A 22,476-nucleotide genomic window follows, 5' to 3' on the forward strand; every position below is an offset into this window, starting at 1 on the left:
TCTTGTAGCTTGCAGCTTACGACTTGAAGCTCCCCGGAGGGGCCTATGAGCTATGTGATCGACCGACGCCTCAATGGCAAGAACAAAAGCACGGTAAACCGCCAGCGTTTCCTGCGGCGTTACCGTGACCACATCAAAAAGGCCGTTGAAGAGGCCGTCAGCCGCCGCTCCATCACCGACATGGAGCATGGCGAGCAAATCAGCATTCCCGGACGGGATATCGACGAACCAGTGCTGCACCACGGACGTGGCGGCAAACAGACCGTCGTTCACCCGGGCAACAAGGAGTTCACCACCGGCGAACATATCCAGCGCCCCCAAGGCGGGGGCGGCGGCAAGGGGCCGGGCAAAGCCGGTAACTCCGGCGAAGGCATGGATGAGTTCGTGTTCCAGATTACCCAGGAAGAGTTCCTCGAGTTCATGTTCGAAGACCTGGAACTGCCCAACCTGGTCAAACGCAACCTGACCGGCACCGACACCTTCAAGACCGTACGCGCGGGCATCAGTAACGAAGGTAATCCGTCCCGCATCAATATCATTCGCACCCTGCGTTCGGCCCACGCCCGCCGTATCGCCCTGTCGGGCAGCAGCCGCGCCAAACTGAAGGAAGCCAAGGAGGAACTGGCACGCCTCAAGCGTGAAGAACCGGACAACTTCGGCGATATTCAGGAAATCGAGGCGGAAATCGAGAAGCTCAGCGCGCGTATTCACCGTGTGCCGTTTCTCGACACCTTCGACCTTAAATACAACCTGCTGGTGAAACAGCCCAACCCCAGCTCCAAGGCCGTGATGTTCTGCCTGATGGACGTGTCCGGCTCCATGACCCAGGCCACCAAGGACATCGCCAAACGCTTCTTCATCCTGCTGTACCTGTTTCTCAAGCGGAACTACGACAAGATCGATGTAGTGTTCATTCGCCATCACACCAGTGCGCGAGAAGTGGACGAAGAAGAATTCTTCTACTCGCGGGAAACCGGCGGCACCATCGTGTCCAGCGCCTTGAAACTGATGCAGGAGATCATGGCCGAGCGCTATCCGGCCAACGAGTGGAACATCTACGCCGCCCAAGCCTCCGACGGTGACAACTGGAACGACGACTCGCCGATCTGCCGCGACATCCTGATCAACCAGATCATGCCGTTCGTGCAGTACTACACTTACGTTGAAATCACCCCCCGTGAGCATCAGGCCCTGTGGTTCGAATACGAGCGCATCGGCGAAGCCTTTGCCGACACTTTCGCCCAGCAGCAACTGGTCTCGGCCGGCGATATCTACCCGGTCTTCCGTGAACTCTTCCAGCGCAGGTTAGTGACATGACCGCCAAAAAAGAGCAAAAACGCCAACCCATTTCCACGGGTTCCGAGTGGACCTTCGAATTGATCCAGGCCTATGACCGGGAAATCAGCCGTATCGCGGCGGGTTATGCCCTGGACACCTACCCCAACCAGATCGAGGTGATTACCGCCGAACAAATGATGGATGCCTACGCCTCGGTGGGCATGCCCTTGGGCTATCACCATTGGTCCTACGGCAAGCACTTCCTCAGCACCGAGAAATCCTACACCCGCGGTCAGATGGGGCTGGCCTACGAGATCGTCATCAACTCCGATCCGTGCATCGCCTACCTGATGGAAGAAAACACCATCTGCATGCAGGCGCTGGTGGTGGCTCACGCCTGCTACGGGCACAACAGCTTCTTCAAGGGTAACTACCTGTTCCGCACCTGGACCGATGCCAGCTCGATCATCGATTACCTCGTGTTCGCCAAGCAGTACATCATGCAGTGCGAGGAACGCCACGGCATCGATGCTGTAGAGGATTTACTCGACTCCTGCCATGCCCTGATGAACTACGGCGTTGACCGCTACAAACGCCCATATCCGATCTCTGCCGAAGAAGAACGCCTGCGCCAGAAGGAGCGCGAGGAGCACCTGCAGAAACAGATCAACGACCTGTGGCGCACCATTCCCAAACGCGCCGGCAAAAACAACGACAAAGACAATGCACGCTTCCCCGCCGAACCTCAGGAAAACATCCTGTATTTCCTGGAAAAGCACGCTCCGCTGCTTGAGCCTTGGCAGCGCGAAATCGTGCGCATCGTGCGCAAGATCGCCCAATATTTTTATCCACAGCGCCAGACCCAGGTGATGAACGAAGGCTGGGCGACGTTCTGGCACTACACACTGATGAACGACCTGTACGACGAGGGCCTGGTTACCGACGGCTTCATGATGGAGTTCCTCACGTCCCATACCAGCGTGGTGTTCCAGCCAGGCTTCGACAGCCCGTATTACAGTGGTATCAACCCCTATGCCCTGGGCTTTGCCATGTACCGCGACATCCGACGCATGTGCGAGCACCCCACCGAGGAGGACCGCCGCTGGTTCCCGGAAATCGCCGGCAGCGACTGGTTGTCGACGATCAAATTCGCCATGAGCAGCTTCAAGGATGAGAGCTTCATCCTGCAATACTTGTCACCCCAGGTGATTCGCGACCTCAAGTTGTTCAGCATTCTCGATGACGACCTCAAGGATGACCTGGTAGTACCGGCCATTCACGATGAGGCGGGTTACCGCACTATCCGCGAGACCCTGGCGGCACAGTACAACCTGGGCAATCGTGAACCTAACGTGCAGATCTACAGCATCGATGTACGCGGCGACCGCTCGCTGACCCTGCGCCACCAGCAGCACGACCGTAAACCCTTGGGCGAGTCCACCGAAGAAGTGCTCAAGCATCTGCATCGGTTATGGGGCTTCGACATCCACCTGGAAACCCTGCAGGGCGATCAAGTGATGAAGACTCACCACGTGCCACCCCGCACCGATCACAGCGACAACGATTACGGCCGCCTGGACCTGGCCGTCGTTCACCTCTGAAACGGCAAAGCCTCCATTGACACAGCACAGGCGGTATCCTGTGCGGCTAATGGAGGCTTTTTCATGAAAATCTACAAAGTCGGCGGTGCGGTACGTGACCGCTTGCTGGGCATTCCGGTCACCGACATTGATCGTGTCGTGGTTGGCGCAACCGCAGAAGAGATGCTCGCCAAGGGTTATAAGCCGGTAGGCGCTGACTTTCCGGTGTTCCTTCACCCGAAAAACGGTGACGAATACGCCCTCGCCCGCACTGAGCGTAAAAGCGGCCGAGGCTATGGCGGCTTTGTGTTTCACGCCAGCCCCGAGGTCACGTTGGAAGAAGACCTGATTCGCCGCGATCTGACCATCAATGCCATTGCAGAGGACGATGACGGCAACCTGACCGATCCCTACGGTGGCCAACGCGACCTTGAAATGCGCATTCTGCGTCACGTTTCCCCCGCTTTCGCCGAAGATCCCCTCCGTGTACTGCGTGTTGCACGCTTTGCCGCGCGTTATGCTCATCTGGGTTTTACCGTTGCCCCCCAAACGCTGGAACTGATGCACCAGCTCAGCGAATCCGGCGAACTGGAAGCGCTCACTGCGGAACGCAGCTGGAAGGAAATTTCCCGAGCGCTGATGGAAGATCAGCCACAGGTATTTATCCAGGTGCTGCGCGACTGTGATGCGCTGAAAACCTTGATACCCGAAGTGAACGCTCTATTTGGCGTGCCGCAACCCGAAGCCCATCACCCCGAAATCGACACCGGCGTGCACACGTTGAGCGTGCTTGAGCAGGCAGCCCTGCATCAGCAGCCGCTGACGGTGCGGTGGGCGTGCTTGCTGCACGATCTGGGCAAAGGTTTGACGCCTGTGGATAAGTTGCCGCAGCACATTGCTCACGAGCACCGCGGCCTGAAGCTGATCAAAGCAGTCAACGAGCGCTTCAAAGTCCCGAAGGACTGTCAGGAATTGGCGCTACTCGTTGGCCAATATCACACCCATGGCCATCGCGCTTTGGAGCTCAAAGCTTCGACGCTGCTGGAATTGCTGCAAAGTTTTGACGTGTATCGTCGCCCACAACGTTTTGAAGAGTTCGTTATTGCCTGCGAGATGGACGCCCGGGGCCGCAAGGGCCTGGAGCAGAGACGTTATCCACAGGCCGATTACTTACGGGGTGCGGCAAAGGCTGCGCGCGAGGTCGCGGTCGCGCCATTGCTGGAGAAAGGTTTGAAAGGCCCGGAGCTGGGCGAAGCCCTCAAGCACGAACGGCTCAAGGCACTGAAGGCCTACAAGGAACGGCACGCCCTATAGGAGCGTGCTCGGTGTCAATTGCTGGCCTTGCCATTGGAAACCGACAGGCGCCAGCACCTGGTCGATCTGCGCGTCCCGCCACAGCTCGGCCAGGGTCTTGCCCGCTTCAGGGTGCACACGGTCCGGTGCCATCAACGACAACGGCCACAGCACAAAGGCGTTCTTCAGGATCTCGGCACGCGGCAGAATCAAACCGTCGAAATTGCCTGCCAGCTCGCCGTACAGCAGCACGTCGATATCCAATGGCAGGCCCTTGCGGTCAGGCGCATAGCGGCCATTGTCGGCTTCGATGAATTTCAGGCGCCGATCCAGCTCCATCAACGGAAGGTCGGTATATCCCGACACCACCAGATTGAAAAACGGTCCGCTCTTGATACCGACCGGCTGGCTTTCGAACACCGCTGAACACCGCATATCGACCAGGAAACCCGCCAGCGCATCCAAGCCGGCGCACAAGTGGGCCTCGCGCTCGATATTGCTGCCAAGGCCAAGGTAAACCTGAGTTAGCGACATCCGCGCTCGATCTCCACACCCACGCCCTGGGCGGCCGGTACGGCACCCGGCTTGGTCAATTTGAGGTGCAACCAGGGAATCTGGAACTCGCTCATCAGCACTTCGGCCAAGCGCTCGGCAAAGGTTTCCACCAGTTGGAACTGGGCTTGATCGGCAAATGCCTGGATACGCGCGGATACGCTGGCGTAATCCAGTGCCAGGCTCAGGTCATCCCCGGCCGCGGCCGGGCGGTTATCCCAGGCAAAGCTCAGGTCCAGGCGCAGGCATTGCTTGATGCCGCGCTCCCAGTCGTAGGCCCCGATTACGGTGTCGACTTCCAGGCCTTCGATAAACACTCTGTCCAAGCACTCTTCTCCGCAGCACGACAAGGGCGCGATGCCCCGTTAGAATCAGGGCGTCCTCGCCCGGAATAGTTAGCATGTTTTGGTCACTGGCGATTCTCGCCTACCTGCTCGGCTCGCTGTCCTTCGCCATTTTGCTCAGCCGCCTGACGGGAAATCCCGATCCGCGAATGAGTGGCTCAGGCAATGCCGGGGCCACCAATATGTTGCGCCTGGCCGGCAAGAAACTCGCCGTATTGACGCTGCTCGGGGACCTTTGCAAGGGACTGTTGCCCGTGCTGATCGCCAGCCTTTGCGGCCTTTCCCTGCAACAGCAAGCCTGGGTGGGCGTGTGTGCCGTCCTGGGCCATCTGTTTCCGCTGTACTTTCGTTTTCGCGGCGGCAAAGGCGTCGCCACGGCGGCCGGCATGCTGCTGGGGATCTACCCGCCGGCGGCGCTGCTGGCCGTACTGGCCTGGCTGCTGACCTTCTACCTGACCCGCACCAGCTCACTGGCGGCGCTGATCGCCACACCGCTCACCCTGCCGTTGCTGGCATGGCAGGAGCCTGCGGCGCTGTTACCGATGAGCATGCTGACGCTGCTGATTGTCTGGCGCCACCGCGGCAATCTACGCGACCTGTTTGCCGGGCGCGAACGGCATTTTTAAATGCTGTCGATCAAACCCGGCTCACCTTGCGCCCTTACAACGGTGAAAGCTGCTCCATCGGCCAACGCGCCTGCACGCTGATTGCCAGGCTTTCATGCTGGCCAGCCTGCAGACGCTGGCAACCGGCATAGGCGATCATCGCGCCGTTGTCGGTGCAGAACTCCGGCCGCGCATAGAACACGTCGCCCTGCATGTCGCCGAGCATGTTTTCCAAAGAAACGCGCAAAGCCTTGTTGGCGCTGACGCCACCTGCGATTACCAGACGCTTCATACCCGCCTGTTTCAGGGCGCGCTTGCACTTGATGGTCAAAGTCTCCACCACGGCCTGCTGGAATGCCAGAGCAATGTCGCAACGGACTTGCTCACTGTCGTCCCCGGCGCTGACACTTTGCTGCCAGGTATTGAGGGCCGAGGTTTTCAAGCCACTGAAGCTGAACATCAAACCTGGGCGATCGCACATCGGACGCGGGAACGTGTAGCGACCCGGTACGCCCTTTTCGGCGAGACGCGCGATTTCAGGACCTCCGGGATAGTTGAGGCCCATCATCTTCGCGGTTTTGTCGAAAGCTTCACCGGCAGCGTCGTCCAGGGATTCACCCAAAAGGGTGTACTGGCCGATACCATCGACCTGAACCAGCTGCGTATGGCCGCCGGAAACCAACAAAGCGACGAACGGGAACTCTGGCGGAGTTTTTTCCAACATGGGAGCCAACAAATGGCCTTCCATATGGTGCACACCGAGGGCTGGAATGCCCCAGGCAAAGGCCAGCGCCTGAGCGCAAGAAGCCCCAACCAGCAGGGCTCCAACCAATCCGGGGCCGGCGGTGTAGGCAATTGCGTCAATCTCGGTCGGCACACAGCCGGCCTCATCCAACACCTGGCGAATCAACGGCAGCATGCGTTTGACGTGATCGCGGCTGGCCAGCTCCGGCACTACACCACCATATGCGCGATGCAGGTCGATCTGACTGAACAGCGCATCGGCCAAAAGCCCGCGTTCACTGTCGTAAAGTGCGACACCGGTTTCGTCGCAGGAGGTTTCAAGTCCCAGTACTAGCATGGGTTTGCGCCTTGTAGAGGCTGAATTCGAAGGCGCGCATAATAGTCGCCACTCCCACTCCCGACCAGCGGTTTTCGATCAGAGGCTTTGCATTCCGGGCAATGAGGGGTTAACATCCGCAACCCTTAAAAACCGACGACCTCAGCCGCGAATTTTTTGCGACGAGAACGTTGATCCCGGTAATGAAAGAAGGTAGCTCTGGATGCCAGCCGTCAAAGTTAAAGAGAACGAACCCTTCGACGTAGCTCTGCGTCGTTTCAAGCGCTCCTGCGAAAAAGCCGGTGTACTGGCTGAAGTTCGTAGCCGCGAATTTTACGAGAAGCCAACTTCTGAGCGTAAGCGTAAAGCAGCAGCCGCTGTTAAGCGTCACGCCAAGAAAGTTCAGCGCGAACAGCGCCGCGCCGTTCGTCTGTACTAATACACAGACGTTCGTAGCAAGCTTCTGCCAAGCCCGGCTCTCAGCCGGGCTGCTGGCATTTGCGGATATCGCTTGATGCTTCACTGTTGACGCCGCACACGCGACCGATACATTGCTTCACACGTCAGGACTGGCTCTTTTGCCAGCGGTGCACGTCTCTTCTGACGAGCCTAACAAGGCTACTGACGAGCACACTTATTTTTTAACAGACGATCAACCGTATCGGCTGCGCCCATCTTCCGAGGCCCATCATTGGCCAGGACCGGAAAGCCGGGCAACATTTCAAGGCCGAAGACTGATAGAAATTAACGTCAGTGAATGCTCGGCAGATACACTCCCTGATAGCCCAAGCAGACAATTGTCGATCAAGCCGTGGAATCCCCGTGCTTGAGCACTTGACGGGCCCTCATTTACACGCAGTGATGACGAGAACGCCATGGCCGGGCTAATTCCCCAGAGCTTTATTGACGACCTTCTGAACCGCACCGACATCGTCGATGTTGTCAGCTCGCGCCTGCAAATGAAAAAGGCCGGCAAAAACTACACGGCCTGCTGTCCATTCCACAAAGAAAAGACACCGTCGTTCAGCGTCAGCCCCGACAAACAGTTCTACTACTGTTTCGGCTGCGGCGCAGGCGGCAACGCCCTCGGCTTCATCATGGACCACGACAACCTGGATTTCCCCCAGGCGGTCGAGGAACTGGCGAAAGCCGCCGGCATGGAAATCCCCCGCGAAGAGAGTGGTCGCCAGCACAAACCGCGACAGCCCACCGATTCGCCCCTTTACCCGCTGCTGACCGCCGCTGCCGAGTTCTACCGCCAGGCACTTAAAAGCCATCCGCAGCGCAAGGCCGCCGTCGATTACCTCAAGGGCCGCGGCCTCACCGGTGAAATCGCTCGCGACTTCGGCCTGGGGTTTGCCCCGCCCGGCTGGGACAATCTGTACAAACACCTGAGCAGCGACACGCTGCAGCAAAAAGCCATGATCGATGCCGGCCTGCTGGTGGAAAACGCCGAGACCGGCAAGCGCTATGACCGCTTCCGCGATCGCGTGATGTTTCCGATCCGCGACAGCCGCGGCCGGATCATCGCTTTTGGTGGCCGCGTACTGGGAGACGACAAACCCAAGTACTTGAACTCGCCGGAAACGCCGGTATTCCACAAAGGCCAAGAGCTTTACGGCCTGTTCGAAGCGCGCAAGAACAACCGCAACCTCGACGAAATCATCGTGGTTGAGGGCTACATGGACGTGATTGCCCTGGCCCAGCAAGGCCTGCGCAATGCCGTGGCGACACTCGGCACCGCCACCAGTGAAGAACACATGAAACGCCTGTTTCGCGTGGTGCCCAGCGTATTGTTCTGCTTCGACGGCGACCAGGCCGGCCGCAATGCCGCCTGGCGCGCACTCGAAGCCACCCTGTCGAGCTTGCAGGATGGGCGTCGGGCACGTTTTCTGTTCCTGCCCGAAGGCGAAGACCCGGACACACTGGTTCGCTCCGAAGGCACCGATGCGTTTCGCGCACGCATCAATCAACACGCCCAGCCACTGGCGGATTATTTCTTCCAGCAGTTGACCGAAGAAGCCGATCCGCGCTCCCTCGAAGGCAAGGCCCACATGGCCACGCTCGCCGCACCGTTGATCGACAAGGTCCCAGGTGCCAACCTGAAGTCACTGATGCGCATGCGTCTGCTGGAAATCACCGGCTTGAGTGGCGAGGCTGTCAGCCAGCTGGTTCACAGCGCACCGCAGGACGCCCCGCCGGTGTACGACCCAGGCATGGATTACGACGCCATGCCGGACTATGCCGACTTCCACCAACCGCAGGAGGCCTATGCGCCCCAACAGGAGTGGACGCCGAAGAAGCCCGGTGCCGGCAGCAAGAAATGGGACAACAAGAAACCCTGGAGCAAGAACGGCAAGCGCGGTGATCGCGATGAAGCCTACGCGCCACGTACTCCCGTAGCGGTGGAAGCACCGATGCTTATCGCATTGCGCACGCTGATTCATCACCCACAACTGGCGGGAAAAGTTGAAAGCGCCGACCATTTTGCCAACGAAACCAACAGCTATGCTCAGGTACTGATCGCCTTGGTCGAGGCGGTCCAGAAAAATCCTAAGCTAAACTCAATTCAATTGATGGCTCGCTGGCATGGCACCGAACAGGGGCGCCTCCTGAAAGCACTCGCGGAAAAGGAGTGGCTAATTGACGGCGATAACCTTGAACAACAATTTTTAGACACCATTAATAGGTTATCTGCGGGTCAGCAAACGCAGACCCTCGATGAACTCATCAAGAAAGCAAGGCAGCCGGGATTGTCGGCTGAAGAGCAAATTCAGATAGCAAAACAGATGCGCGATCTATTAAAACAGAATGTTTCCGCATCAAACCCGACCTCAGCTGGCGTGTGAGGTCATAGCTCGGGTATAATCCTCGGCTTGTTTTTTGCCCGCCAAGACCTTCAGTGGATAGGGTGTTATGTCCGGAAAAGCGCAACAGCAGTCTCGTATCAAAGAGTTGATCGTTCTTGGTCGTGAGCAGGGTTACCTGACTTACGCGGAGGTCAACGACCACCTGCCTGAGGATATTTCAGATCCAGAGCAGGTGGAAGACATCATCCGCATGATTAACGACATGGGGATCAACGTATTCGAAGCTGCGCCGGATAAGGATTCCCTTATGCTGGCGGACGCCGATACCGACGAGGCTGCCGCTGAAGAAGCGGCTGCCGCGCTGGCTGCCGTGGAGACCGATATCGGTCGTACCACCGACCCTGTGCGCATGTATATGCGTGAAATGGGTACCGTCGAGCTGCTGACACGCGAAGGCGAAATTGAAATCGCCAAGCGTATCGAAGAGGGTATCCGTGAAGTGATGGGCGCAATCGCGCACTTCCCTGGCACGGTTGACCACATTCTCTCCGAGTACAACCGCGTCACCACCGAAGGTGGCCGCCTGTCCGACGTCCTGAGCGGTTATATCGACCCGGACGACGGCATTACGCCGCCTGCTGCCGAAGTACCGCCGCCTGTCGATGCCAAGGCTGCGAAAGCGGACGACGACACCGACGACGACGATGCTGAAGCCAGCAGCGACGACGAAGAAGAAGCCGAAAGCGGTCCGGACCCGGTCATTGCTGCCCAGCGTTTCGGTGCGGTTTCCGATCAAATGGAAATCACCCGCAAGGCCTTGAAGAAGCACGGTCGCACCAACAAGCAGGCAATTGCCGAACTGTTGGCCCTGGCCGAGCTGTTCATGCCGATCAAGCTGGTACCGAAGCAATTCGAAGGGCTGGTTGAACGCGTTCGCAGTGCACTTGAGCGTCTTCGTGCTCAGGAACGCGCAATCATGCAATTGTGTGTACGTGATGCACGCATGCCGCGCGCCGACTTCCTGCGCCAGTTCCCGGGCAACGAAGTTGATGAAAGCTGGACCGATGCACTGGCCAAGGGCAAGGCGAAATACGCCGAAGCCATTGGTCGCCTGCAACCGGACATCATCCGCTGCCAGCAGAAGCTGACCGCGCTTGAGACCGAAACCGGCCTGACTATTGCTGAAATCAAGGACATCAACCGTCGCATGTCGATCGGTGAGGCCAAGGCCCGCCGCGCGAAGAAAGAGATGGTTGAAGCGAACTTGCGCCTGGTGATCTCGATCGCCAAGAAGTACACCAACCGCGGCCTGCAATTCCTCGATCTGATCCAGGAAGGCAACATCGGCTTGATGAAGGCCGTGGACAAGTTCGAATACCGTCGCGGCTACAAGTTCTCGACTTATGCCACCTGGTGGATCCGTCAGGCGATCACTCGCTCGATCGCCGACCAGGCCCGCACCATCCGTATTCCGGTGCACATGATCGAGACCATCAACAAGCTCAACCGTATTTCCCGGCAGATGTTGCAGGAAATGGGTCGTGAACCGACCCCGGAAGAGCTGGGCGAACGCATGGAAATGCCTGAGGATAAAATCCGCAAGGTATTGAAGATCGCTAAAGAGCCGATCTCCATGGAAACGCCGATTGGTGATGACGAAGACTCCCATCTGGGTGACTTCATCGAAGACTCGACCATGCAGTCGCCAATCGATGTCGCCACCGTTGAGAGCCTTAAAGAAGCAACTCGCGACGTACTGTCCGGCCTCACGGCACGTGAAGCCAAGGTACTGCGCATGCGTTTCGGCATCGACATGAATACCGACCATACCCTTGAGGAAGTCGGTAAGCAGTTTGACGTGACCCGTGAGCGGATCCGTCAGATCGAAGCCAAGGCACTGCGCAAGTTGCGCCACCCGACGCGAAGCGAGCATCTGCGCTCCTTCCTCGACGAGTGATACCAGAACCCCCGGCCCAGGCCGGGGGTTTTGCTTTCTACAGAAAAATCCCCTGCAATCCCCCTCCCCCGCAATGCCCGTCTACACTCGAAACATTCCCCGTGCCATAACGAGACCGTTATGCCCAGACTGCCGACTGTGTTACTGCTGTCGCTGCTGACCTGGACCGCAACGGCTGGCGCGTTGACTCTTTCTGATGATGAGCGTAGCTGGCTGTCGGACCATCAGGAGCTGCGCCTGGGGGTGGATGCCTCTTGGCCCCCCTTCGAATATCGCGACGAAGATGGTCGCTACCAGGGACTGGCTGCCGACTATGTACGCCTGATCCAGGACCGCCTGGGCGTGCGGGTCAAACTGATCGAGCCGGCAAACTGGACCGCCGTGCTGGAGCAGGCCAAAAACAATCAGCTCGACCTGCTGCCCGGCATCATGTCCACCCCGGAGCGGCAAAGCTACATGGCCTTCACGCGCCCTTATCTAGACTTCCCCATCGTTATCCTCGCCCATGAAGGTGGTGCTAAACCACGCGACCTCAAGGACCTCTACGGGCTGAAGATTGCCGTGGTGGAGAACTACGCCCCCCATGAATTGCTGCGCACCCACCACCCCGACCTCAACCTGGTGGCGATGCCCAATGTCAGCTCGACACTGCAGGCCCTGGCCACCGACGAGGTGGATGCCGTGGTCGGCGACCTGGCTTCCAGTGTCTGGAGCCTGCGCCAACTCAAGCTTGATGGCTTATACGTGAGCGGCGAAACGCCCTACCGCTATCAGTTGGCGATGGGCGTCCCAAGGGATGAAAAAATACTGGTGGGTATATTGGACAAGGTGCTCGCCGACCTGAGTCCCGATGAAACCGACGCAATCCAGCAACACTGGGTAGGCAGCGTCACTGATCACCGTACATTCTGGGCCGACCTGCTGATGTACGGCCTGCCCGCTGTGTTGCTGCTGAGCACCGTACTGGCCATCGTGATTCGGATCAATCGCCGGCTCAGCTCGGAGATTTCCCGCCGAGTCGCCCTCGAACAGGAATTGCGTAGCAGCGAATACCATTATCGCGGCCTGGTGGAGAGCTTGTCGGCCATTGCCTGGGAAGCCAGCATCACCGATTTCACCTACAGCTACGTGTCGCCCCATGCCGAAGACCTGCTGGGCTATCCCCGCGCCCACTGGCTGATTCCCGGCTTCTGGCGCAACATTATCCACCCCGCCGACCTGACGCGCACCGAAGCCTATTGCTACCGCGAAACCCGCGCCAACCGCGACCACAGCGTGGATTATCGGGTGATCACCGCCGACGGCCGCTGCCTGTGGGTGCGCGACATTGTCAGCCTGATCGAACACGGTCATGAGCCGGTGCTGCGCGGCCTGATGATCGACATCAGCGAAGCCAAGCGCACCGAAGAAGCGCTGCAACTGTCCGAGCAGAAGTTTGCCTCAGTATTTCAGCAATGCCCGGACATCCTGGTGATTGCCAGGATGTCCGATGGCTGCCTGCTGGAGGTCAACAAGGCGTTCGAGGACCAGATTGGCCTGAAGGCCGATGAGGTCATCGGCAAAACCGCTACCGAGCTGAATATCTGGGGTATTCAAGGCGTGGGTCCCGATCTGCTGCAGCGGCTGCAGAACACCAGCATCCGCAACTTGGAAATGCCTTTCTTGCGCAGCAATGGCCAGGCGTTCACCGGCCTGATCTCGGCCGAGCCCTTTCAACTCGACACCACTGCGGCGCTGGTGGTGGTGGTGCGTGACATCAGCCAACTCAAAGAAACCCAACAACGACTGCAGACCTCCGAAGAGAAATTCGCCAAGGCGTTCCATGCCTCCCCGGACGGTTTGCTGCTGAGCCGCCAACGCGATGGCCTGTTGATTGAAGTGAACGAGGGTTTCAGCCGCCTGACCGGCTTCACCAGCGCGACGTCACTCGACCAGTCGGTCCTGGATCTGGGCATCTGGGTCGACCTCAACGAGCGCAAGCATATGTTGGAACTGATGCAGCGCGACGGGTTTGTCCGCGACTTCATCTGCCATATCCGCCGCGCCGACGGCCTGATTCGCCTGTGCGAATTGTCCAGCCGCCCGCTACCCATCGGCGATGAAGATTGCATGTTGACCATCGCCCGCGACATCACCGAACGCCAGGTCATGCAGGAAAAGCTGCAACAGGCCGCCACGGTGTTCGAAAGTACCGCCGAAGGTGTATTGATCACCGACACCCGCCAGAACATCAGCGCGGTAAACCGCGCCTTCAGCGAAATCACCGGCTACAGCGAAGCCGAAGCCTTGGGCCATACCCCGCGCCTGCTCGCCTCCGGCCTTCACGACAGCGCGTTCTACGCGGCGATGTGGCATCAGTTGACGGCTCAGGGGCATTGGCAGGGCGAGATATCCAACCGCCGCAAGAACGGCGAGCTGTACCCCAGTTGGCTGACCATCAGTGCCGTGCGCAACCGCGAGCAACTGGTCACCCACTTCGTCGCAGTGTTTGCTGACATTTCCAGCCTCAAGCACGCCCAGGCACGCCTCGACTACCAGGCCCACCATGACCCGCTGACCGGCCTGCCCAACCGCACACTGTTTGAAAACCGCTTGCAGGCGGCGCTCAACAACCAACAGGAAACCGGCAACCAGGGCGCGGTCCTTTTCCTCGACCTGGACCGTTTCAAGCACATCAATGACAGCCTCGGCCATCCCATCGGCGACCTGCTGCTCAAAGGCATCGCCGTGCGCCTCAAAGAGCAACTGCGCGATATCGACACCGTAGCCCGGCTGGGCGGTGACGAATTCATCATCCTGCTGCCCGGCCTGCAGCAAGCCAGCGATGCCCAGCACCTGGCCAATAAGCTGCTTGCCTGCTTCACCCCGCCATTCCAAGCCGGGGAACACGAGTTCTTCATCAGTGCCAGCATCGGCACCAGCCTGTACCCCCAGGACGGCACCGATGTCGCCACCCTGGTCAAAAATGCCGACGCCGCGATGTACCGGTCCAAGGCCAAGGGGCGCAACCGGGTCGAAAGCTACACCCGCGACCTCACCGCCCAAGCCAACGAGCGCGTAGCGCTGGAACACGAATTGCGCCGCGCCATGGAGCGCGACGAACTGAGCCTCTATTACCAACCAAAACTCAGCCTCTCGACGCACGAAATAATCGGCGCCGAAGCCCTGATCCGCTGGCATCACCCGACCTTCGGTGATGTGCCTCCCGAACACTTCATTGCCCTGGCCGAAGAGAACGGCATGATCCTGCAGATTGGCGATTGGGTCCTGGAACAAGCCTGCCGCCAGATGCACATATGGAAAGAAAACTTCGAAGACTTTGGCCCGCTCTCGGTAAACCTCGCCGGCGCACAGTTGCGTCACCCCAACCTGTTGGGGCGCATCGAACAGTTGCTACGCGATTACCGCCTGGAGCCGGGGCGCCTGCAATTGGAGATCACCGAGAACTTCATCATGAGTCAGGCCGAAGAAGCACTGGAGGTGCTGCATCAACTCAAACGCCTGGGCGTACAGTTGGCAATTGATGACTTTGGCACCGGCTACTCGTCCCTCAGCTACCTCAAACGCCTGCCGCTGGACTTCCTGAAGATCGACCAGTCCTTCGTGCGCGGCCTGCCCGATGACCCTCACGATGCCGCCATCGTGCGCGCCATCATCGCCCTGGGCCACAGCATGCAATTCACCATCATCGCCGAAGGCGTGGAAAACCCCGCGCAACAAGCCTTCCTGGCCGCAGAGGGCTGCGAGCAGATGCAAGGCTACATCGTCAGCCTGCCCCAGCCGCCGGAGCTTTTCGCCGCGAGCCACCTTCACCTGCGTGTTTCAGAGTTTTCGGATGGCACAGCGGAGAAACCATCGTTATAATCCGCGACCTGTTAAGGGCCTATAGCTCAGTTGGTCAGAGCAGAGGACTCATAATCCTTTGGTCCACGGTTCAAGTCCGTGTGGGCCCACCAACTCCAAAGCCGCGCATTGCGCGGCTTTTGTCGTTTCTGGCCTTTCTTTTTACGCCTGAACTCCTGCCGACAAGCCAAAACGCCAACAAAATGGCCATCAGAGGAATGAGCCACGTGGACTCATTGAACTCATCAGCTACGATCAAAGCACTTTTTATGCTCTCCTCTATTCCGGAAGCATTATCGCCAGATCACGAAATGCCTTGCAGCCCGAGCCTAAATCGGACTGATCTGTCCACACTCTAAAGCCGTTTCGTTGCACATCAACCACAGGGTGTACTTCTTGAACTGTGGGTGCGTGGTGATTTTCAACAACTCCAGCGAACTCACTTCCTTACGGCGCTGCAGCTCATAACTCTTCCACGTTGAAAGGTTGATCCCTGTGGCTTCGCACAGCTCAACCTGAGTCAGCCCTTCCGCACGACGGATTTCTCTCAATTTTTCAAAAAGCTCCATAGCCCCCTCTTGACAGGTGTACGAATGCAACCTAAATTAAAGGTCGCGTACGTACACCTATCAGGTTAAATATTTAATGGAGCTTATCAAAATGCGGGTAATCACCGGCACGTCAGATTTATTCCCCAAGGAATTTGTTCAGAACACCAGACTCAGTCAGCGGCCCTCTTGCCACCAAATACTAACCGATGGCGCCTTCTTGCATGCGCCACAATCGAGAACGGCCCAATGAGCAATACACAAGAAGTGGGCACCATCGGAGTAGTGACTTTCGCAAACTGCGGAGAAAACAAACACGATATGAAAGTGCTACGCGTCAACGCTGGAGTCCCCTTGCGTGAGGCCCTGGAACACGCATCTCACCTGCTTTACTACGCCAAGGTTCTTTCGCTTGAAGCGGCCATGGACGCAGGCGGTGAACACTATGCGTTTGCCTCGCACTACCTTGGAGAAATGGGCAAAGCCATCGTTGATGACATATCCCAAGCCCTGCTGCCTAACGTTCAAAATCCGCGGTGAAGCAAAAAGAATACGCTCAACACAAACGTTGAGCGATTTCTTACCCCCGCGAAGACTCTGAAAACTCTGAACCGCCACATAACCCTTGCTTTACCTAGCCTACTCATCGAAACCGACTGAACGCAACAGCTAGAGCTTCTACAAGAGCAATGACAGGAAACGATCAAACAGCGTCATCCGTCGCCAAATAAATACAGGTAAAGGGCAGCTTTAGAGACCTTCCTGTATCATCGTCACTATCCCGCATGTCATGCCCATGCCTTTGAATTTTTATGTTGAGCTCTATGATCAATCCCACCCTCATCAAGATCCGCCAGAAAATCCAGGCACAGAATTTGACCCTGCAAGCCGCGGCAGCGGCCATTGGTATCGGTTCCTCCGCGATGGAGCGACATCTCGCCGGCGAGTATGTCCGCAGTGATTCTATGGCGAAGTACCGACTCTGGCTGGAAGGGGGGCAGCCTCTAAGCAACGTGCAGCCCGCTCCAAAACAGCGCAACGACGCGGAGGAAGCCTTTTTATCACCGCCCCCTCCTATTGAGGGTATGGATACCTTATCTATAACACCTCAAAAGCCTTTGAATGTGGTTGATCTTTTCTGTGGCTGCGGTGGGATGTCGCTAGGCTTCGAACGCTTTGACGGTGGCCAGGTATATCGCGTGGCAATGGCGCTGGATATTGAGGCGCCAATGGTGCGAGTCTTCAATGATAATCATCCATCACCGTCTGGGGACCTGCCTATAGCCAGGCAAAGCGACATAACCGACTTTATGAGCGAAGCTGAGATCCAGGGCTACTACTTGGATCACCTAGCCCGATCTACCGGTGATGTTGTGTTGGCCAACGAAATTTCCACCCTAGGCAATGGAGGAATTCCGGGACTTAGAAAGAGGCTTAGAGAACTCGACCAAAATTTTCTAGAAGATCTTTACGCTCAAAGGGTTCGCCCAGACTACGCCTCTGCAATAAAAAAACTGGGGGCTGCTGCGCTAGGCCAAACCTCTGTCTCTGGCTTTCACAACGCCACAAAATTACCTTCGAGCGGCGGCTCCTACCCTAAAGTTGGCCCACTTATTTGGCACAATGATGGGGATATCTCGGACGCAGTCAAACCTTTCGATACGCCACTAGACGATAAGCTCCTACGGTCATGCCGTTCAGCCATGCGGAAACTCTGGGACGCGGAGGCAGGAAAGTTGACGACTCGTGCCAGTGGCGCCGGGCGCGGCCAGCTCGCATCTGCCGCAGAACGCATAGACAAATTCATGGAGTTCCTAGAAGGCCCCTCGATGCGGACCGTGAAGTCCTTGTGGATAGAGTGGCGGGCCACACGTGAAGCTGTCAGAAGGTCTTTCTTCGAAACCCCTTCTGTCCAGACAAAACTCAAGACAATTTACGAAGATGGGCGGCAAGTAACTGTCTTGCTGGGTGGTCCTCCTTGCCAGGGGTTCAGCAGAATCGGCCGAGGAAAAATTCGCAGCCTCAAAGAGCAAAGTGTCCATGTCCATGAAGACGAGGACTCTGTTGATAGTCGAAACCAGTTGATGCATCAGTATGTACTTTTTGTCGCTGCTCTCGCCCCCAAAGTGTTCCTGTTTGAAAATGTGCGTCACTTCCAGGCGGTGGTCAAAGCAGAAGGAATCGAATTCGATGCAGCCGACATTTTGGCTGAAGCCATCGAATCGGTCTCAGAGAGAGGACTTGGTTATGCCGTGTCGCGAAAAATCGTTATCGCCTCACAGCATGCAGTCCCACAGGCGCGTGAGCGCTTTGTTATGGCGGGCGTAAGAAAAGAACTGAGCAAAATCCTCTCAAGCGTGGATGCCGCGTCTTGGTGCCTCTCACTACAACGACGTAGACCGGTTCCTTTGCAAGTTGCCTTGGAAGAACTTCCTGATCCCAATTTCAGCAACCAAGAACAGCAAGAGAGCATCCTTGAAAAAACCCATCGTCCACAACGTAGTGAGGCGTTGGTGCCCGATCAAGCCAGTGATATCTATAGAGCCTGGGCATTTCGCGGCAAAGTGGTCGATGCGCACCTTGCACGCCCTCCCAGGCCCGATGATGAAGCATTCTTCTCGCTGATGGGCCCCGGTAAGCGCTGGATGGACTATCGTTGCGACGAAGCACCAACTCTTCAGCGAATTGCGACGTTGCTGACAAGGCTCAACGATGAACTCAAGGCCTCCCCTGACCTTGGGACTCGCCTTGGCATCTCTAATGATGAGGTCAGCGATCTAGTAGCGTCCGCAGATGGCTCATTGAGCCTTCGCCTACTGCTAGAAAGCATTCCACCTCAACCGGGCGAACTCCAACATCACCTGCTGACGGCAACTTACCTGCGCAAACGCGAGGGCGCGCATGGCGACTGGTTGTCTCGTATGGATCCCGCGCAGCCCTCCAAGACTATTGTCAGCCATATGGCGAAAGACACTTATGCGTTCGTCCACCCCACCCTCCCGCGCACCCTATCTGTAAGGGAAGCTGCACGGGTACAGTCCTTTCCTGATGACTATAGGTTCGGAAGTGTTGGTCTTGTAGACGGTTTCCGGGTCGTTGGTAACGCAGTGCCGCCCCTACTAAGCTTGCAATTTGCACAGCGAGTTGCACAAGTTCTATCCAAAGAGGAATTGATGTCTGGATCGAAAAAACTTCCTTATGTCACGTCTACCATCAAACCAGAGCCGCTTGCCATCAACTAAGAGTTCGAAGCGCGCTCTTGATCCAGAGTGCACTCGCAGTACCAACATGGCAAACATCAGAGGGCGGGACACCGCCCCTGAAATGCTACTGCGCAAGGCACTATGGCATAGAGGATTTCGATTTCGAGTGAATTTCAGGGTTGCAGGAGTACGACCTGATATCGTCTTCACCTCACGTAAATTAGCAGTATTCGTAGACGGCTGCTTCTGGCATGGGTGTCCACACCACTATGTTATGCCTCGAACAAGACCTGAGTTTTGGTCGGAAAAGCTGGGGTCCAACACTCGACGAGATCGCAAACAAACCGCAGCCTTGATAGAGAGCGGTTGGAGCGTCGTACGATTTTGGGAGCATGAAATTGAATCTGATCTCATGCAGGTGGCAACAGATGTTGCAAATGCATACCTTGATCCTGCCATTCTATTTAGGGATCGAGCGATGGTAGTTAAAGTGGAGCCCGCATGTCCAAGCGGTACGCTGGAACGCTGGTATATCGAGTACCTGATTTCTAACCAAGTGGCACGCCAAGAAATGCGCCCCAGAAAGCCGAAGAAGTAAGCTTTATGCAGGTAGAACACTACGGAGCATTTCTGTTAGCAATTTATAGCTGGCTTCACGTGCTATAGCGCTACGGCTCACCAACCCCTCTATATCGACACCAATTAAGTGCACTTGAGCATTTGTATCAATATCGAGATAGCTTTTAGTCCACTTCCCAGGCATCCAAGGAGCTTTCGGAACTAGGATTACTGCATCTGACACTTTGTACCGTGTCAGGTATGCATGTATCTGATAAAAATCCTCCCGCTTTATTCCGTGTGCTACTCCCCCCTGACTTGCACGTTTCCACTTGGCATCTGCAATTGCTACGGGCACGCCCCCACGAGTTAAAACATAGTCGGGTCGCAGTCGGACAACTCCAGATTGGTCTTCCGTATCTACGAATAAAAATAATGACTCGCTACGGGTACTGATATCCGTACCAGTGCCATCAATCGCAGCTACAAGAATATTCCTTAACGCACGTTCATAGAGATGCTGCATGGGAAAAAGTAAAGAAAACGCCTGATTACGCCCTCCAAAAGTCGGATCAGGAGACTGCCCGTTCAACAACAAACGGCCTACTGTTAGCGTCTTAGACCAACGCGCCTCATATCGGGAAAGCACTATCGAATCCACTTCAGCAACACTAACTATCCTATCTTCAACAACTGACAGGTTAGAAAGAACTATCACTAGCCTATGCCGATTGACAGCATTCCGAGTGATTCGGTGCAAAAAGGTCGCTATCCCCTTGATAACCTGAGCAAGCTTATTATTTACTCCTAACGGGGAATGGCGAATTGGAATAATTGCGGATCCAGGCAGGCGAGTTGATAATCGCGTAAAGTCAATTCGCCCCCTCAATACAGGTGAATCTTCATATACCTGTTCATATCGCCTGGGATGACCTTCACGCAGAGCATTGGCCATCTCCGCCACCACCTCAGAAATCATGGATTCCAACGGGTCTAACGTTTCAGCGCGTACCTCTGCCGAACCTTGATGTAGATAACTCAGATAGCCAGCAGAACGCAGAAGGTTCAACAAAAATGACTTATCACGATCGATCACAGGTGTATCGAGCTTGGGAAGGATGTTGATTCGAATACGTCCAAGCTGAACACAGCCGACAACTTCAGCTGCATACAGACCTCCCCGCTTCCAGCGAAATGCCGTAAAAGGTGCCGAGTCAGTGAGCCGCATAAGGCGGTCCGCAAACCAGCGAGGCTCGATATCTAGGGGGAGCGGAACGGGCATTCCTTCCCAAGTGGTGACTTCAGGCAAAGAGTTACCCTCTGGGTTAGTTACCCGCCGATAACGCAACAATAAAAGAAAGAAACCGCGCCCCATCCCAGTCCTCACCGCTCGGGTCCCACCAATGTGAGAACGTTAATGACTTCGCCTCAAAAGATTCATAGTCATCTGGCAAGCGACTCATGAACTGAGGATCCTGCGGAGGAGATTCAAACAGGGAGATGACATCAGCCCCATCACGGGACTCACCGGCAATAGCCCGAATTTTGCTCCAATCATCATGGAAGTATTCTGCTAAGGTCGGCAGGATATTGGATCTCATTACATATGCCAGTACGCGAAGCTGGCTGTCTGGCTCTTCAGCCCAAGACATAGAGGAGCGGATAGCCTCAAGCTTCTCCTGCATCAGAAAAGCATGTCCAAACTCGTATCCGCTGCCAAGCAACATGGATACACGGTTATTGATCCGCCACAGCAATGCCCGGGGGCTGAGACCACCGTAATCATCAGGTACAAGCTCTGGCTGAGCGGGGACGTTCGCGAACTCAAATCGACGCCTCATTGCAAAATCTAAAGCGATAAGCGAGCGGTCAACGGTATTCATAGTTCCGATAATCGACACATTGGCTGGCACCGAGAAAAGCTTCTTTGAGTATGGAAGCCAGATCTGTTTAGACTCGGGCCTTCCTTCGCGCTTATCCACCTCCAGCAATGTCAACAGCTCACCAAACACTCGCGACGGTTCCGCCCGGTTAATCTCGTCGATCACTAGTGCAACCGCGCCCCCCGCCCCAGAATCATCTTTCTGTAACTCATAGAGTCGCCGAATTACAGATCCGATGTGAGCAGCATTACTAAGGTCAGAAGTCGAAAGCACCCCGGTACGTTTAGCTATGATCCGCCGTATAACACTTGCCTTCCGAGTTGTCGGAGTATCATCCTCTTGAGGTGCCGGAACATCATTATCCCCAGGGTTAATGCCAAAATTCTCAAGCTCAAACCTCCCTGTCCCTGGAATAGAGCAAATTTGCGGCGGAAGCCCCAAATCTAAAATACGATCCACAACAAATCGCGGTACGTATTTGTCTGTTGATATAGCAACCTGATCTTCGCGATCAGGTTTGACCTGCACCACCCAACCACCAGCATCTTTTCCAACTACTTTTCCGGCATCGCCACCCGAACCATTCTTCAGCTGATCACCGATCTGTAAATCCGCCTCAAACCGTGCACGCAAACAGAGAGACTTGAATGGTCCATCAACAACACGGTAAGCAAGCTGCCCTGCCTCATCAATAATCGGCCGATATCCTTCGACAAAATCTTCATATGAATAGCTAGGGTGAAAGGTCACCCACAGGATCCTACCTTCAGCGACTAAGCTCTCATGCAGCTTGCGCAATGCCTCGGCCGGATCAGCACCCTTCTGCGCAAGGTCATAGCGGGCGGGCTCAATTGCCCTTACTGCCTCCCTGGCCGCCTGCCAGGTTTTCCCCGTACCAGGCGGGCCGTACAGGATTTTCATAGTTGGGTTCGGCAATGCGACTCTCCATCCGCATGAGCATC

Annotated in this window: 17 protein-coding genes and 1 tRNA gene; 12 read left to right on the forward strand and 6 right to left on the reverse strand. The window is 56.4% G+C overall.

What is annotated here, in order from left to right; genetic code table 11:
• The first annotated feature begins 45 nt into the window (after positions 1 to 45).
• From M5B97_RS24100 to M5B97_RS24110, 3 genes are all read left to right on the forward strand, one after another.
• Complete coding sequence (locus tag M5B97_RS24100) at positions 46 to 1,317, forward strand: YeaH/YhbH family protein (RefSeq protein ID WP_016977872.1); 1,272 nt, start codon at positions 46 to 48, stop codon at positions 1,315 to 1,317.
• On the forward strand, positions 1,314 to 2,879 hold the full coding sequence (locus M5B97_RS24105; RefSeq protein ID WP_248732888.1) for a SpoVR family protein: 1,566 nt from the start codon (positions 1,314 to 1,316) through the stop codon (positions 2,877 to 2,879). The genes M5B97_RS24100 and M5B97_RS24105 overlap by 4 nt, the downstream gene beginning before the upstream one ends.
• Positions 2,880 to 2,942: 63 nt before the next feature.
• Positions 2,943 to 4,172 carry a multifunctional CCA addition/repair protein gene (locus M5B97_RS24110; RefSeq protein ID WP_248732889.1) on the forward strand — a complete coding sequence of 410 codons (1,230 nt, stop codon included), beginning with the start codon at positions 2,943 to 2,945 and terminating at the stop codon, positions 4,170 to 4,172.
• Here the strand turns inward: M5B97_RS24110 and folK are convergent.
• Positions 4,167 to 4,685, reverse strand: coding sequence for a 2-amino-4-hydroxy-6-hydroxymethyldihydropteridine diphosphokinase (gene folK / locus M5B97_RS24115; RefSeq protein ID WP_248732890.1), 519 nt, complete (start codon positions 4,683 to 4,685; stop codon positions 4,167 to 4,169). The genes M5B97_RS24110 and folK overlap by 6 nt on opposite strands.
• The gene (gene folB, locus M5B97_RS24120) at positions 4,676 to 5,029 is read right to left on the reverse strand and encodes a dihydroneopterin aldolase (RefSeq protein ID WP_123717313.1); all 354 of its coding nucleotides are present in this window, start codon (positions 5,027 to 5,029) and stop codon (positions 4,676 to 4,678) included. Before folB ends, folK begins: the two co-directional genes overlap by 10 nt.
• Before the next feature lie 74 nt (positions 5,030 to 5,103).
• On the opposite strand from folB, the gene plsY reads away from it, so the two are divergent.
• The gene (plsY, locus tag M5B97_RS24125) at positions 5,104 to 5,673 is read left to right on the forward strand and encodes a glycerol-3-phosphate 1-O-acyltransferase PlsY (protein ID WP_248732891.1); all 570 of its coding nucleotides are present in this window, start codon (positions 5,104 to 5,106) and stop codon (positions 5,671 to 5,673) included.
• Positions 5,674 to 5,707: 34 nt separating this feature from the next.
• Here the strand turns inward: plsY and tsaD are convergent, their stop codons facing one another.
• The gene (tsaD, locus tag M5B97_RS24130; RefSeq protein ID WP_123717311.1) at positions 5,708 to 6,733 is read right to left on the reverse strand and encodes a tRNA (adenosine(37)-N6)-threonylcarbamoyltransferase complex transferase subunit TsaD; all 1,026 of its coding nucleotides are present in this window, start codon (positions 6,731 to 6,733) and stop codon (positions 5,708 to 5,710) included.
• Positions 6,734 to 6,935: 202 nt separating this feature from the next.
• On the opposite strand from tsaD, the gene rpsU reads away from it, so the two are divergent.
• The 5 genes from rpsU (at position 6,936) to M5B97_RS24155 (ending at position 15,435) form a co-directional block, all read left to right on the forward strand.
• Positions 6,936 to 7,151, forward strand: coding sequence for a 30S ribosomal protein S21 (gene rpsU, locus M5B97_RS24135; RefSeq protein WP_002551877.1), 216 nt, complete (start codon positions 6,936 to 6,938; stop codon positions 7,149 to 7,151).
• 436 nt (positions 7,152 to 7,587) lie between these two features.
• Entirely contained in the window at positions 7,588 to 9,561 is a 1,974-nt protein-coding gene (gene dnaG / locus M5B97_RS24140) for a DNA primase (protein ID WP_248732892.1), read from the forward strand.
• Positions 9,562 to 9,628: 67 nt separating this feature from the next.
• Positions 9,629 to 11,479, forward strand: coding sequence for an RNA polymerase sigma factor RpoD (rpoD, locus tag M5B97_RS24145; protein ID WP_134659007.1), 1,851 nt, complete (start codon positions 9,629 to 9,631; stop codon positions 11,477 to 11,479).
• Between the two features lie 120 nt (positions 11,480 to 11,599).
• Positions 11,600 to 15,343, forward strand: a complete 3,744-nt coding sequence (locus M5B97_RS24150; RefSeq protein ID WP_248732893.1) for a bifunctional diguanylate cyclase/phosphodiesterase — start codon at positions 11,600 to 11,602, stop codon at positions 15,341 to 15,343.
• Between the two features lie 15 nt (positions 15,344 to 15,358).
• A tRNA-Ile gene (locus tag M5B97_RS24155) sits at positions 15,359 to 15,435 on the forward strand.
• Positions 15,436 to 15,651: 216 nt separating this feature from the next.
• On the opposite strand, the gene M5B97_RS24160 is transcribed toward M5B97_RS24155, so the two are convergent.
• Positions 15,652 to 15,891, reverse strand: coding sequence for a helix-turn-helix transcriptional regulator (locus M5B97_RS24160; RefSeq protein WP_248732894.1), 240 nt, complete (start codon positions 15,889 to 15,891; stop codon positions 15,652 to 15,654).
• Positions 15,892 to 16,119: 228 nt separating this feature from the next.
• On the opposite strand from M5B97_RS24160, the gene M5B97_RS24165 reads away from it, so the two are divergent.
• The 3 genes from M5B97_RS24165 to M5B97_RS27745 all read left to right on the forward strand — a co-directional run bounded on the left by M5B97_RS24165 (position 16,120) and on the right by M5B97_RS27745 (position 19,671).
• Positions 16,120 to 16,410: a DUF3077 domain-containing protein gene (locus M5B97_RS24165; RefSeq protein WP_248732895.1), complete on the forward strand. Its 291-nt coding sequence runs from the start codon at positions 16,120 to 16,122 to the stop codon at positions 16,408 to 16,410.
• Positions 16,411 to 16,694: 284 nt separating this feature from the next.
• A complete protein-coding gene (locus tag M5B97_RS24170; protein WP_248732896.1) occupies positions 16,695 to 19,112 on the forward strand; it encodes a DNA cytosine methyltransferase in 2,418 nt (805 codons plus the stop codon).
• Positions 19,069 to 19,671, forward strand: a complete 603-nt coding sequence (locus M5B97_RS27745) for a very short patch repair endonuclease (RefSeq protein WP_349292535.1) — start codon at positions 19,069 to 19,071, stop codon at positions 19,669 to 19,671. Before M5B97_RS24170 ends, M5B97_RS27745 begins: the two co-directional genes overlap by 44 nt.
• Positions 19,672 to 19,674: 3 nt before the next feature.
• On the opposite strand, the gene M5B97_RS24175 is transcribed toward M5B97_RS27745, so the two are convergent.
• The gene (locus tag M5B97_RS24175) at positions 19,675 to 20,859 is read right to left on the reverse strand and encodes an McrC family protein (RefSeq protein WP_248732897.1); all 1,185 of its coding nucleotides are present in this window, start codon (positions 20,857 to 20,859) and stop codon (positions 19,675 to 19,677) included.
• Positions 20,860 to 20,956: 97 nt separating this feature from the next.
• Positions 20,957 to 22,435 carry an AAA family ATPase gene (locus tag M5B97_RS24180; RefSeq protein ID WP_248732898.1) on the reverse strand — a complete coding sequence of 493 codons (1,479 nt, stop codon included), beginning with the start codon at positions 22,433 to 22,435 and terminating at the stop codon, positions 20,957 to 20,959.
• Between the last annotated feature and the right edge of the window lie 41 nt (positions 22,436 to 22,476).

Origin of the sequence: Pseudomonas sp. MWU13-2517 (assembly GCF_023242545.1) — a bacterium.
Taxonomy (GTDB): domain Bacteria; phylum Pseudomonadota; class Gammaproteobacteria; order Pseudomonadales; family Pseudomonadaceae; genus Aquipseudomonas.

Coding starts and splice junctions, on each gene's coding strand:
- M5B97_RS24100 (WP_016977872.1), top strand. CDS start 46: ATGAGCTATGTGATCGACCGACGCCTCAATGGCAAGAACAAAAGCACG.
- M5B97_RS24105 (WP_248732888.1), top strand. CDS start 1,314: ATGACCGCCAAAAAAGAGCAAAAACGCCAACCCATTTCCACGGGTTCC.
- M5B97_RS24110 (WP_248732889.1), top strand. CDS start 2,943: ATGAAAATCTACAAAGTCGGCGGTGCGGTACGTGACCGCTTGCTGGGC.
- folK (WP_248732890.1), bottom strand. CDS start 4,685: ATGTCGCTAACTCAGGTTTACCTTGGCCTTGGCAGCAATATCGAGCGC.
- plsY (WP_248732891.1), top strand. CDS start 5,104: ATGTTTTGGTCACTGGCGATTCTCGCCTACCTGCTCGGCTCGCTGTCC.
- tsaD (WP_123717311.1), bottom strand. CDS start 6,733: ATGCTAGTACTGGGACTTGAAACCTCCTGCGACGAAACCGGTGTCGCA.
- rpsU (WP_002551877.1), top strand. CDS start 6,936: ATGCCAGCCGTCAAAGTTAAAGAGAACGAACCCTTCGACGTAGCTCTG.
- dnaG (WP_248732892.1), top strand. CDS start 7,588: ATGGCCGGGCTAATTCCCCAGAGCTTTATTGACGACCTTCTGAACCGC.
- rpoD (WP_134659007.1), top strand. CDS start 9,629: ATGTCCGGAAAAGCGCAACAGCAGTCTCGTATCAAAGAGTTGATCGTT.
- M5B97_RS24150 (WP_248732893.1), top strand. CDS start 11,600: ATGCCCAGACTGCCGACTGTGTTACTGCTGTCGCTGCTGACCTGGACC.
- M5B97_RS24160 (WP_248732894.1), bottom strand. CDS start 15,891: ATGGAGCTTTTTGAAAAATTGAGAGAAATCCGTCGTGCGGAAGGGCTG.
- M5B97_RS24165 (WP_248732895.1), top strand. CDS start 16,120: ATGAGCAATACACAAGAAGTGGGCACCATCGGAGTAGTGACTTTCGCA.
- M5B97_RS24170 (WP_248732896.1), top strand. CDS start 16,695: ATGATCAATCCCACCCTCATCAAGATCCGCCAGAAAATCCAGGCACAG.
- M5B97_RS27745 (WP_349292535.1), top strand. CDS start 19,069: ATGTCACGTCTACCATCAAACCAGAGCCGCTTGCCATCAACTAAGAGT.
- M5B97_RS24175 (WP_248732897.1), bottom strand. CDS start 20,859: ATGCGGCTCACTGACTCGGCACCTTTTACGGCATTTCGCTGGAAGCGG.
- M5B97_RS24180 (WP_248732898.1), bottom strand. CDS start 22,435: ATGAAAATCCTGTACGGCCCGCCTGGTACGGGGAAAACCTGGCAGGCG.